The sequence below is a fragment of the Nostoc sp. CCY 9925 genome, from assembly GCF_963920935.1.
GTDB lineage: Bacteria > Cyanobacteriota > Cyanobacteriia > Cyanobacteriales > Nostocaceae > Nostoc.
In genome coordinates, this window is record NZ_CAWUDO010000022.1 from 85,308 (window position 1) to 98,530 (window position 13,223).

General features: G+C 41.9%; 7 protein-coding genes and 5 pseudogenes. 9 read left to right on the forward strand and 3 right to left on the reverse strand.

The genetic code is table 11. From position 1 onward, the window contains the following. Nucleotides 1-2: 2 nt before the first annotated feature. Both ACM0OY_RS14290 and ACM0OY_RS14295 read right to left on the reverse strand, forming a co-directional pair. Nucleotides 3-530: a phage tail protein gene (locus ACM0OY_RS14290; RefSeq protein ID WP_414569501.1), complete on the reverse strand. Its 528-nt coding sequence runs from the start codon at nucleotides 528-530 to the stop codon at nucleotides 3-5. Nucleotides 531-603: 73 nt separating this feature from the next. Continuing rightward, complete coding sequence (locus tag ACM0OY_RS14295) at nucleotides 604-2,916, reverse strand: phage tail sheath family protein (RefSeq protein WP_414569502.1); 2,313 nt, start codon at nucleotides 2,914-2,916, stop codon at nucleotides 604-606. A 486-nt stretch (nucleotides 2,917-3,402) separates the two neighbouring features. Between ACM0OY_RS14295 and ACM0OY_RS14300 the strand changes: the two are divergent. Next, nucleotides 3,403-3,607 (forward strand): annotated as a pseudogene (locus ACM0OY_RS14300) (IS1 family transposase); the annotation flags it as partial. A gap of 20 nt (nucleotides 3,608-3,627) precedes the next feature. Here ACM0OY_RS14300 and ACM0OY_RS14305 read toward each other — a convergent pair. Then, nucleotides 3,628-4,257, reverse strand: a pseudogene (locus ACM0OY_RS14305) (ISAs1 family transposase); the annotation flags it as partial. Nucleotides 4,258-4,342: 85 nt separating this feature from the next. On the opposite strand from ACM0OY_RS14305, the pseudogene ACM0OY_RS14310 reads away from it, so the two are divergent. The 8 genes and pseudogenes from ACM0OY_RS14310 to ACM0OY_RS14345 form a co-directional block, all read left to right on the forward strand. Continuing rightward, nucleotides 4,343-4,938: pseudogene (locus ACM0OY_RS14310) on the forward strand (transposase); the annotation flags it as partial. A 197-nt stretch (nucleotides 4,939-5,135) separates the two neighbouring features. After that, nucleotides 5,136-5,318: pseudogene (locus ACM0OY_RS14315) on the forward strand (transposase); the annotation flags it as partial. A gap of 968 nt (nucleotides 5,319-6,286) precedes the next feature. Beyond that, complete coding sequence (locus tag ACM0OY_RS14320) at nucleotides 6,287-6,841, forward strand: SRPBCC family protein (protein WP_414569503.1); 555 nt, start codon at nucleotides 6,287-6,289, stop codon at nucleotides 6,839-6,841. Between the two features lie 11 nt (nucleotides 6,842-6,852). Then, nucleotides 6,853-7,101 (forward strand): annotated as a pseudogene (locus ACM0OY_RS14325) (alcohol dehydrogenase catalytic domain-containing protein); the annotation flags it as partial. 210 nt (nucleotides 7,102-7,311) lie between these two features. Next, nucleotides 7,312-8,481 carry a zinc-dependent alcohol dehydrogenase gene (locus tag ACM0OY_RS14330; RefSeq protein WP_414569504.1) on the forward strand — a complete coding sequence of 390 codons (1,170 nt, stop codon included), beginning with the start codon at nucleotides 7,312-7,314 and terminating at the stop codon, nucleotides 8,479-8,481. 750 nt (nucleotides 8,482-9,231) lie between these two features. Continuing rightward, nucleotides 9,232-9,744: a flavodoxin FldA gene (gene fldA, locus ACM0OY_RS14335; protein WP_414569505.1), complete on the forward strand. Its 513-nt coding sequence runs from the start codon at nucleotides 9,232-9,234 to the stop codon at nucleotides 9,742-9,744. A 174-nt stretch (nucleotides 9,745-9,918) separates the two neighbouring features. Continuing rightward, the gene (locus tag ACM0OY_RS14340; protein WP_414569506.1) at nucleotides 9,919-12,084 is read left to right on the forward strand and encodes a response regulator; all 2,166 of its coding nucleotides are present in this window, start codon (nucleotides 9,919-9,921) and stop codon (nucleotides 12,082-12,084) included. 434 nt (nucleotides 12,085-12,518) lie between these two features. After that, entirely contained in the window at nucleotides 12,519-12,902 is a 384-nt protein-coding gene (locus tag ACM0OY_RS14345; protein ID WP_414569507.1) for a response regulator, read from the forward strand. Nucleotides 12,903-13,223: the final 321 nt, after the last annotated feature.

Genomic DNA, 13,223 nt, shown 5'->3' on the forward strand with positions numbered 1-13,223 from the left:
AATTACACTGGTGGTTCAACAAAGCTGGGTTCAGTTGGTTCGAGGACTTCGTAATCTCGTTCCCAACCTTCATTTTCCAACTTAATGTTTTGAATAGCGATCGCATTAGCATTGGCATCAAAATCAGGTAGGGCTTGATATTCTGATACCCAACACCGAAAGATTTTGTAGGCGATCGCTAACTGGCCAGCTTCGTTATAAACTTCCAAGATAATATCTTTGCGAAAGTCCCTCAGGGAAACTTCTGCACCCAAACCAGAGCCATAATTCCAAACTTTATTTGCCCACTTTTCAAACTCGGTGTCATGAGTAACACCCCGTTCTAGCGTAATTGCTTCATATTCGGTACGACCAGGAGATTTCCTAGAAGAACTGGGGTCGCCTCCTTCCCGGTGTTTAACTACTTCTGTCGTTTTTTTGAGCGCGCCAACTTTGCTAATTCCCGCTACATAGCGCCCATCCCACTTCACCCGGAATTTAAAGTTTTTATACGGGTCAAAACGCTGGGCATTCACACTAAATTGAGCCATAATTTTCTCCTGATGTAAGGGATTTGGGAATAGGGCGGAGGGGCGGCGGGAGAATAACTAATAACAAATGACATTAAGTAGTTATTTGACCAGCCAACTGTTGAATTCTGATAATGACAAATTCAGCAGGCTTAAGTGGAGCAAAACCAACCAGAATATTCACAATTCCCAAATTAATATCATTTTGAGTTGTGGTTTCTTTGTCACATTTCACTAGATAAGCTTCACGAGATGTTTTACCCTGAAATGCTCCCTGACGAAAGAGATTATTCATAAAAGCGCCAGCATTCAAACGGATTTGTGCCCACAACGGCTCGTCATTGGGTTCAAAAACCACCCATTTCAATCCTCGATAAAGACTTTCTTCGATAAACAAGGCAGTCCGACGCACTGCGATGTACTTATATTCATCTGCTTGGATATCAGCACCCCGGAGAGTACGGGAACCCCAGACTACATTCCCATAAATAGGAAAACTACGCAGACAATTAATTCCCAATGGGTTGAGAGTACCGTTTTCTGGGTCAGTTAAGTTGTAAGACAATCCTTGAACTCCGTTGAGGGCAGCCTCTGTACCAGCAGGTGCTTTCCAAACTCCCCGTTGACTGTCGGTGCGTGCAAAAACACCAGCGATCGCTCCAGATGCAGGCATACTACGCAGACGGAAGCCATCTAAGGGATCGGGTGCGAGAATTTGGGGGAAAAAGACAGCAGCATAACTGTTATTCAAGCCAAGTCCGCTTACCCAATCACTAATACTTGAGTAAGACTTATCAGGACGGGGGTCAATTAAGTAAAATGCTCGACGTTCCTGACAGAAAACAACAGCTGTTGCCATGATATTTTTAGCTTCGGTATCACCCAATTTAGTAGTACCCGGTATTACTAACAGGTTGAACAGGTCTACGTCCCTGAGTGCGTAAATCCCCAGCTTCTGGTCGTAGTTGCCAATAATAGTTGCACTACTAGTGGGTGGAGTTCCGTCTGCACCGGCAACTGGACTAGTTTGTGCCCCAGTTGCACCACTGCCTAAACTGTATTGCTCTACATTCTCAAACGCACCAGTAGATGTTGTTAGGTGGATAGCTGTGGCACCAGTGTCAGTGAATTCAATCAATGCATTTGGTGTACTGGCACTTGGCACAATTCGTAGGGATGTGCCAATGATTTGTACTATAGCTTCTTTTGTAGCTGGGGAGTTTACAGCCCGAATCCACCCTTCCAGGGTATTCCGTAACTGTTGTAGGGTAACGCGGATATCTGGGTCAACAGTAATTGAAAGAGAACCAATAGGGGTTGCTGCCAAGATAGGTGTACTTGTTAGAGTATCTGTGACGGCTATCTGCACTTGTCCGCTGATTGCTCCGGAAAGGTCAGCCAGATCCCGACTGACTGTACCAGTTTGGGCTGGGCGATAAAAACTAGCTCCTTCCTTTTCACGCCCACCGTTATTTAAACCTAACTTGAGTTTGGCAGTTACATCATTACTTGATGCTGTAATTACCTGTACAGAGGAAACCTGATCAGTTTCGAGGGAGGAGAGTTTCAGGTAATCACCCGTAGCAAGAGCGGTAATACCTAAATCATCAAATCTTCCTATTGTCAAGCGGGATGATAATCCTGCTCCAGAAATTGCTGAAGTAATTTGACTTACCAATGCTTGCAATTTGTCACTTGCGGTGTTAATTGCCAGTGGGTTAGCCAAAAGCAATGTAAATGGAGTATTTCCATCTAAAATGCCGTTGATTGCGGTGTCTTGTGAATTTAAAATTGGTATAGTGTCTAATTTACCGCTGAGACTGTAACCTTCTTGTGTAAATCCTGAGACGCTAATACTCAGTCTGATGAGATTCGAGGCATTATTGACAACACTCAGCGCATAAGTTGGGGAGTAGTGATTTATACTAAGATTGCGATGCTGTTCTTTTTCTACAACAGCTAGTGTTCCACCCCGTACTTCATAGCGAGTAACAGCAAGATTAAACGTACTATCGGGGTTACTAGTGGCGTAATCTATATCCAAACGTATATAGTTTCCCCAAACTCCAGGATCTATTGCAGCCACTTTCAAAACTGCATTATTCGATATATCTTTGAGAGTTACCTCTGCGGGGCTTGAACCCTGAGCAACGCGTACTACGTAGGCATCAGTTCCACCATTCAAAAAAAACTGTTGTAGTGCGTAGCCAATTTCGCTATCGCGATCTAATCCGCCGAATTTGCGTTCATAATCGCCAAAATTTAATACACGCAGTGCTTTACTCACAGGACCCCGTAAGGTATAACCAACGAAAGCAGTTATTGAGGTTGCGACTCCTGTAATAGTGCGTACACCACTAGGAATTTCTTCTATATAAACACCGGGATAGGTAGGAGAGATAGCCATAGTAAATTTCTCTTGTTTTCGGTTTTAAGAACTGGGTGTTTTAGATCAATTGATCGCTTGACTTTGCTTCTGACTGATTAACCGGGAAATCGGAATTTTATCGGTTGAATATTTGAGCTTAACATTGCTGAATTCATCTCAAAGCTGTAACTATAAAATGGGATATTTGCAAATTAACTTGAATTTTTGTTAATCTATCGCAAATAAGTTAGTATCTTAAAAAATAGACAAAAAGCTTAATAAATAAGTTTTTTTTTATTTTCAGCTTGGACTTTTTGTACTAATAAGTCTGGTTTGAACCCAAGACAGTGTATTTATGATACTTTATGGAGTTTTATTGAGAATATTTAATAACTTTTAAACAGAAAACTGGTGTTACATTTAGTATAGGTTTCTATATCCAGTTAATCAACTTACTATACTTATAATCCAAGAGGTAGAAAATTTGGCGTTGCATAATATAGGGAGGAATTGAGGTGTACTACTGTGCATTGTCCATACTGTGAATCTACGGAGATACGAAAAAACGGTAAACGTCGAGGTAAACAGAATCACATCTGTGTAAGTTGTGGTCGCCAATTTTATAGATGTCTACAATCCACCAAAAGGATATCCAGATGAAGTCAAGGAAAGCTGTTTGCGATCGTATGTAAACGGTATGGGATTTAGAGCAATTGAGCGCGAAAAAGGGGCAGGGTAAGAGCATCTCAATCAGGCTTGACACAAGGAATCAGAAGAATCTAATGTATTGGTAATGAAACAAGAACTAAGAACTTGAATCATATAATTGTTATCCATAGCCGTGCGTTTCATTTTTTGACGGAGACTACGTTTGTAGGAATGTTCACGGTTGAGAGCATTAAGAGCAATACGTCTTAAAATAGAGAAGTTCTGAGGACTATGGAAAGAACGAATGCGACAAGCATCCTCGGAAAAAGTACAATCAAGTGTCCAATGAGCCTCGTTTTCAATGCCCCAATGTTTTCGGATAGCCCGACCAATAAGTTGAGCATCACTATTTAAAGAGGAGAGATAAAATTGAACCTCACGGGTAGTTTTATTCCAAAGATGACGCACACGGACGACCATAACCACACTTTGGAGTCCTACCCATAATTTAGGTTGATAAAGCTCACCAATCGCAGTCACAGGAACAGTCCAAACCTCACGAATTTCGGTGCGGTGGTGTCCTTTCTCAATCCGTTTGTCATAACTGACATCAATCCCTTGAAAATTCTTGGCAACAGAAGTTTCAAACCATTCTCTTACCTGAGAACAGAGAGTGGGATGATTAGCTTTCAGCGCCAGGACATAATCTGCTTTCTTATCACAATACCGTTGCCAAAATAAGAGCATGAAGAGGTAGGGCGTTTCGTAGTAGAGTTATTGTCTCTCAAAACGACAACTCAAAAGCTACAAGCAGCCCATACCCGATATTTTATCATTGTTACAATGCCTGCTACCGCAGATAAATGCGACAACAATGCGGCAATTTAATCAAATAATCCTGGCGATGTTATCGATGAGCGGCCGAGTAACGATGTTGGGAATTTCCCGTTGGGCAGGCGTTGGTGGTAGTTATCGGACGATGTTGAGGTTCTTCCATACAGTGATACCTTGGGCGACGTTGTTTTGGCTGTTTTTTCGCAAGCATTTATTTCGTGCGAATGAGATATGTTTACTGGCAGGAGATGAAGTTGTAATAAGCAAATCAGGGAAACAAACTTATGGACTGGACAGATTTTTTTCTAGCCTTGCCAGCAAACCTATATTAGGGTTATTTTTTTTACATTATCGTTAATAAGTGTCGAACAAAAGCACTCGTTTCCGATTCAAATAGAACAGGTAATAAAAAATGATTTAGAGAAAAAAAGCTCATTACCAGCCCCAGAAGTAAAGCCTAAAATCAAACGTGGGTGTGGGCGACCAAAAGGGAGTAAGAACAAAAACAAAACGGAGGTAATTTTAACATCTGAATTACTACAAATTCAGAAAATGATTAATTCGCTTTTCAAGTTATTAGGCAGGGCAAACGCATCTAAATTACTCTTGATCACAACGAAGGTTAAAAACCAACGAAAAAATCAGGATTTCGCGCTTGATTATTTTTTAAGCCCCAAAGCGATCGCCTAAAATTTTCGCAATAAGCAAGAGTTAATGACATTAATTTTAGTTCTATTGAGAATAGACTTTGCTTGTTGACATGATGCGGCCGCCCTGCCTTGAGGGAAGATGACTGTCGGATTAGAAAAGATAATGCCCCACAGAATTTTGCAATTCTCAGACATATTGCAGTCAATCTTTTAGGTCAAGAGAAGTGTGTCAAACGCGGAATAAAAAATAAACAGTTTCTCGCTGGGTTGGATAACAATTATTTATCAAGAGTTTTAGCATTAACATAAACTAATATATCAGAAATTGAATTTAAATATTTAATTTAGAAAAAATCGCACTTATTCTCTAGATAAACATACTTTTATAAACTCGAATCTTGAGTCGTTTTAGTATTAATATATAATCATTCAACTTCAGATAAGCTAACTCATATTTATCAGAAATTCTTCATTTATTTTATTTATCATTCCCTGAATTGTTACAATTATCTATGTTATTTTGAAATTTTTCTTAGTTTTTATTAGGAAATAAGATGCGTTTCCCCTAGGGGTAGAGCTTTGTTAAAAACAGCTTTTTGCTCGTCAAAATTGCTTGAACTTAACTTACCTAGTAACTCAAAATATATTGGAATAGACCTTTTATCCCAAACTACACTAATAATTAACAGATTAATACGTCCCTAATTAGTTCGATCTATAACCACATAAACAACTTCGGTGAAGGAAAAATTTATTTCTAGCTAGCTCCTAATAATTGGAAACCAAATTTCTTCAATATTGATGTAGTTTAAAGATAAAAATCGCTGAATTCTCTTCCTTCTACTTTCAAAGAGTATTGGCAAAGGTAAAGCAGTAGCCAATGATTCTATGCTGACAGTTTTAATAGATTGTAATAAATTAATCAGGAGTTTTAGTAATAAATATTCGGTGCGTCCCAATTCTCGCTTGAGGTGTGTTTCATAGAACTCAGGTAATATTATCATTAAATAGAGCTTATTGCGAATGAATGCTATTTTTGTTTTACCATAAGTTGCTACACTGATTGCCCTATATCCATTTCAGGGTATTTCGTCCCCCCTTAAGAACTGCCAATTACTACTTTTGTTGTATCAATTTATTGAAAACCTAAGACTATTGAAAGAATATAAGTAATTTTTTTTTAACTATAACTCTAAGCAATAGAAGAGTTAGAACAAATCAATTTGTCCCAACTTTGATAATTAAAAGACATATAGCAAGCACAAGAGGCAATGGTCATGAGTACGGTCATGAACCAACGGGTCAAAGTTGAAAAGACTTTAACCATTAACAAACCAGTAGAGGAACTTTATCGCTTTTGGCGTAACTTTGATAACTTGCCACGGTTCATCAAGTATCTCAAAGAGGTGAGGGTACACGACGAAAAGCGAGAGTCCTCCGGACACGCTACGCGATCGCACTGGATTAGCAAAGGATTTTTAAATGAAAGTGTTGAGTGGGATGTAGTCATTACCGAAGACCGAGAAAACGAATTGATTGCCTGGACTTCGGTTGAAGGCGCAGCAATTGAAACCTCTGGTCGCGTCCACTTCAAGCCAGCACCTGGGGATCGTGGCACTGAGGTAAAAGCAATCCGAGAATTTACCCCGCCTGGGGGTGAAATTGGGGCTGCGTTGGCGTTCGCGGAGCGTCTCGTAGAGAAGCCCGTCATAGACATCGCTAAATTATTTGGCGAAGACCCAGAACTGGAAATTAAAGAAGATTTACGCCGCTTCAGAATGCTGATGGAAGCAGGCGAGATTGCCACAACAGAAGGTCAACCGCGAGGTTAATAAATATTGCTATGAAAGCTGTTTGTTGGTACGGCACTAACGATGTGCGGGTGGAAACAGTGCCAGACCCAAAAATAATTAACCCCCGCGATGCCATCCTCAAAGTTACATCAGCAACCATCTGCGGTTCTGACTTGCATATCTACAATGGCTACATCCCGACGATGGAACCGGGTGACATTATTGGTCACGAGTTTATGGGAGAAATCGTTGATATTGGCAATGAAGTCAAGAAATTGAAAAAAGGCGATCGCGTATTGAAGGGCGAAGTCGATCCATCTGCTGTGTTCGCGCATCACTTACCCCTAACAGAAGCCAAGCATGGCTTCGAGCTATTCAACCAAAGAAAAGACCACTGCATAAAAGTTAGGTTACAGCCTTGAGTTGGGGACTCACAAGAGCAGGGGAGCAGAGGAGACAAGGAAACCACTGACAACTGACAAGTAAATACCGACAAAGGACTAATGGCTATGAAAGCAGTTTGCTGGAACGGTGCCAACGATGTACGGGTAGAAACAGTACCCGATCCAAAAATCATTAATCCGCGTGATGCTGTTATTAAAATCACAACAACAGCAATTTGCGGTTCTGATTTACACCTTTATAACGGCTACGTCCCCACAATGGAAAAGGGCGATATCCTGGGTCATGAAATGATGGGGGAAGTCGTTGAAATAGGCAGTGCCGTCAAAAATTTAAATATAGGCGATCGCGTGGTTGTACCATTCCCTATCGGCTGTGGTAACTGCTGGTACTGTCAACATGACTTCTGGTCATTGTGCGATAACTCTAACCCAAACGCTTGGTTAGCAGAAAAATTCATGGGTTATTCACCCTCTGGTATTTTTGGCTACTCTCATATGCTAGGTGGCTATGCTGGTGGTCAAGCTGAATATGCCCGCGTTCCTTTTGCCGATACTGGTTTGTTTAAGATTCCTGATGGACTAACAGACGAACAAGTAGTGTTTCTAACAGATATCTTCCCCACCGGATATATGGCGGCAGATAACTGTAATATTCAGCCCGGTGATATTGTCGCAGTCTGGGGGTGTGGCCCAGTCGCACAATTCACAATAAGAAGTGCTTATTTACTTGGTGCTGAACGAGTCATCGCTATTGATCGAATTCCCGAACGCCTACAGATGGCTAAAGATCAAGGCAAGGCAGAAATCCTTAACTATGAGGAAGTAAATGTTAGTGAAGCCCTCAAAGAAATGACAGGTGGACGCGGCCCAGATGCTTGCATTGATGCTGTGGGGTTGGAAGCACACGGTACGGGTCTAGAAGGAGTATACGACGAAGTAAAGCAAGCAGTGCGTCTGGAAACAGACCGCCCCCATGTGCTGCGGCAAGTGATGATTGACTGTCGCAAAGGCGGTCACGTGTCAATTCCTGGTGTTTATGTCGGCGTTGTAGACAAAATACCTATGGGTGCTGCCATGAACAAAGCCTTAGTATTCAAAATGGGACAAACGCACGTTCATAAGTACTTAAACACGTTACTCGATCACATCCAAAATGGCAGGATCGATCCATCTTTCGTGATCACCCATCGTCTACCGTTAGATGAAGCACCCCGAGGTTACGAAATTTTCAAAGACAAGAAGGAAAACTGTATCAAAGTTGTACTCAAACCATAAGGCAGGAGAAAAGACACGGAGAGTGGGAGAGAGAGAAAGAAACAAGTGTATTCAGGGCTATTCAGGTAGTAAAAATTACTAAAACTTTCTCTTTGCTCCCTCTGCTTCTCCTACTCCCCAAGATGAAGTCAAAAGTAAAAAGGTGAGCCACTGCGGTGGACGGGAGCACCTGCATAAAGCAAGTGGCGTTAGCGTCAGCGTTAGCGACGTTAGGAGCGTCACCCGAAGGGCAAAAGGCAAAAGAGAACTGATGAAGTCTTGAAATTTAATTCTTAATTCTTAATTCTTTTCTTTTTACTTTTACCTTTTGACTTACTAGCCCCTGCTCCTCCTCACTCATCACTAATTTGGCGATTGGCATTTGTTCAACTTGTCCTGAATCCAAACCTTTCTATTAATTTATTTAAGCTTAGTTGTATTACAGATTGATACTTGTTTTGTGTTATTAAGATTAATTTTCTGTAGTTTTGTTGAATTTTTTGTATTTAAAGATAAACAGAAAAATTCGTTACATTAAGCTGAGATGGTATTTATAAGTAAAACGGGAATTAGAGTATATTACATCACTATAAATTTTAAGTATATGGTAAGTAAATATTTTTAAAGTAACGTAAAATAAAAATTATTATTTACTTTTTCAATGCCTTTTACAATGATTGTAATAAAAATTTAATTATTAGCTAGCTAATAATTAATTATTACTAAATATTTTAATTGAAATAATTTTGCAAATACATAAAAGGAGTAAAAATGTCTAATATTGGTTTATTTTTTGGTACTCAAACAGGCAATACCCAAACTGAATCAGAAATAATTCAGAAGGAGTTTGGTGGTGATAGTGTTGTAACTTTATATGATATTTCACAAGCTGAACCAAGTGATTTCAATAACTACGATTATATCGTTGTTGGTTGTCCTACTTGGAATGTTGGAGAATTGCAAAGTGATTGGGAAAATTTTTATGATGAGTTAGATAACATTGACTTCATCGGCAAAAAAGTTGCTTATTTTGGTCCTGGAGACCAGGTTGGTTATCCTGATACATTTCAAGATGCCCTCGGTATTCTAGAGGAAAAAATTTCAGAAAATGGTGGTGAAACAGTTGGCTATTGGCCCACAGAAGGTTATGAATTCAGTGAGTCTAAAGCTGTTCGTGATGGTAAATTTGTAGGTCTTGCCCTTGATGAAGATAATCAATCCGATTTAACAGAGGAAAGAATCAAAGCTTGGGTTACACAATTGAAGCCAGAGTTTGGTTTGTAAAGCTTTATTCACTAAAATGCTTGTTACCTAATTAGGTAAGTTTGAGAATTCTTTGCCCGTCTCAAAGATGAAACTGCGCGAGAGAAATTACTGAAAACCATTCTCTAAAACATAACTTGCTTGCTTAGGGTTGCCTTTGAAATACTTGGCTCAATTGCCTGAAAAATAGGTTTTATGAAACTGCTTATCGTTGAGAATGATCAAGATACGGCGGCTGCTCTCACCACTTTTTTGGTAACACAGCAGTTTACAGTTGATACCGCTAGTGATAGTCGATCGGCACTAGAGTTAGCTGAGGCAACAGAGTATGACCTGATCGTGCTAGATGTTATGCTACCCGATGAGAATGGAATTCGTCTGTGTCACCAACTAAGGACACAGAATCAGCAAGAACCTATTTTGCTGCTCACAGGGAAGGTTGATCCGGCAGATAGAATAGCGGGCTTTGAGGCAGGAGCAGATGACTATATTACTAAACCCTACGAGCTATCAGAACTGCTAGCTCGGATTCGGGCATTACTGCGACGAGGCAGCACAGTATTAACCAAAGTACTCTGCTGGGGTCAGTTGCAGCTCGATCCGAATAATTGCGAAGTCATGTGTCAAGGCAAAGGCTTACATCTCACGCCTAAAGAATACAAACTGCTGGAGCTATTTTTGCGACATCCGCGGCGGATTTTTGACCGAAGGACTCTGCTCGATCGCATCTGTTCGATTGATGAATGTCCCGGTGAAGAAGCTATAACAACTCAAATTCGCGGGTTGCGGCGCAAACTCCAGATGGCTGGGCTAAATTCCGATCCGATTGAAACATTGTATGGGCTGGGGTATCGGCTGAAATCTGTGCCAGAAAAGCCGGAGCAGGGTCCGGAGGACGCAAAGACGCAAAGACGCAAGAACACAGAGGTGCGGGGACGCGAGGAAACAGGGAATATATTTGATAGGGTCTCCGCGTTACCCTTCGCCAGTCGCCACAAGTCTTTGCCCTCCGGGTTTGGAAGTGATGCTCCTAAAGTCGCTAACGCTGCGCTAACGGACTCGACGGGAACCGGAGCTACTCCGGTCTTCTCCCAAGGGGAGAAGCCAAGGGCGATGGGGTCTTTGCAAGTCGAGAATGTGGCATCCAAGACTCCGACTTCCTCATCGCAAAGCGGCTCAGTCCAAGGTGCTGCTTCACCGCATCTCCCCATCTCTGCGTTTTCCTCATCCTACCTGCTGAATGCAAATCGATATGATGCAAAGGCGGAGGCAGTGGCGGCAATTCAGCAGATGTGGCAGGATTCTCAGGAGCGATTGCAGGGGCAACTAGGAAAGCTGGAGGAGGCGATCGCCCACCTCTCTACTAATACTCTCACCCTTGACCTACGGCAGTTCGCCCAGACCATCGCCCATCGGCTGATTGGCTCCTTGGGGGCATTTGGTATGCCGCAAGCAGCAGAACTTGCCCGCCAGATCGAACGCACCTTGAAAACACCAACGGCTGCTGTGCAATCAGAGGAAGCGGTTCAACTAAAATCGCTGCTTGGGCAACTGAGGCAAGTTATCCAGCAGTTGCCCACTTTTGCGACAACATCGCCCACTCCAGTACTGAAGTCTAGCGATCGCCTGGTTTTGTTGATTGATGATGATACTGACTTGATTGAGCGAATGCAGGCAAATGCCTCAAACTGGAGCATTCACCTGGAAACCGTCACTGACCTTACCCTCGCCCGCCAACGCCTTCAGTACCTCACGCCCGATGCCATCATATTGGATCTTATCTTTCCCAATACCACCGAAAGCGGCTTGACCCTACTGGCACAGTTGAAGCACCAATTTCCCACTATTCCTGTGCTGGTGCTGACAGGACTTGGCGATTTAACCAAGCGCGTGGAAGTCACCCGTTTAGGAGCCAACGCCTTTTTGCAAAAGCCTGCCACGCCTACCGAAGTGTTTCAAGCCGTCAGCCAACTCCTCCACCGGATTGACACTATCAATGCCAGACTGCTCATTGTGGATGACGATCCGGCATTGTTGTCCATGTTAGAAGCCCAACTGCAACCGTGGGGCTTTCAGGTCACAACCTTGGCAGATTCAAGCCAGTTTTGGCAATACTTGGAAGCCACCACTCCCGATCTGCTATTGCTGGATGTCGCTATGCCGGGGTTTAGCGGCATTGAACTATGCCAGGTAGTCAAGAGCGATCCGCGTTGGAGTCGGCTACCTGTGTTGTTGTTATCGGCTCATGCCGATGCTGATACCCTGTACCGGGCCCTAGCAGCGGGGGCAGATGACTATATCTTAAAACCAATCGTAGAAGCCGATTTGATTCAGCGAATTTTAAATTTCAATTCCTGGTAGGGATTTAAAATAAGGGACTTCCAAATAAAAAAATAACTAATCACTGTGTTATCAGGGGAGCAGGGGGAGTAAGAAAAATAGAATTATGAATAAATTGGATCATTTATTTCTTGGAAATTCCTAATTAGTAATTGATACTTCATCCCTTAGATCTGATTCGTCAAGAAAATCTTAAGAGTACTTAACTCATTACTAGGTCTGAGTTTCAGCGAATAAGCGCTTTATTAATTTAAATGCCTAAAACCCTTACTAGACAAGTAGTTTACTTTAGTTTACAAATTAGCTCTCAAAGGATTAATTCAAATAATGATGCTAGCGGCAATGCTACGCGAACGTACTTTGTTATTTTCCATCAATCAATTTAGAGAGAAGTTGGATCGCATGAAACCAGATTAAATCTAACGCCCCTTCATTACGAATAACGAATTGGTATTATGTCCTCTTATACAAATCGATGCATCCTGGTGATTGACGACGAACCTGACCTGTGCAGCATTGTCAAGTTCACGCTAGAACGCCTCAAAAGCTGGAAAATCCTCACAGCTGAGTCTGCACAGGCAGGACTGATGCAGGCAGAAACGCAGCAACCAGACGTGATTTTGCTAGATCTGAGCCTGTATGGTGAAGATAGACTGACTATGCTGCAATCTTTGAAAACTAATCCGACTACGCAGTCGATTCCGGTTATCTTGTTTACCGCCACAGACCCGTCAGACGATTCGCTGGGATTTGACCCCTCTGACTTTGCTGGAGTGATCCTGAAGCCGTTCAATGTCTTGCAGCTTGGCGAGCAGATTATTGAGCAACTGGGGTGGTGAGGTTAGAGTGCAATGCCTTTTTTATGAAAGAGACGCAAAGCAAAGAAAGGGAATGCGGAGATATTTCATATCAAATCCAGCTAATCACTTAATTATTAAAATCTCCCTGCATCATCTTAAGCTGTTGCGCCTACAAGTTGCACCATTTTCATTGTAAATAAAACCTGCAAACCCTCTCCCTTGCTCCCTGCTCCCTGCCCCTCTGCGGTCTCAATGTGCAAATTAAATGGTTAACAGTTTATTAATGTTTTCTGTATTAATACCAATAGATATTCCATTTATGATGCCTGCTGTCAAGACAGGAAAGAAAGGAGGAATCAA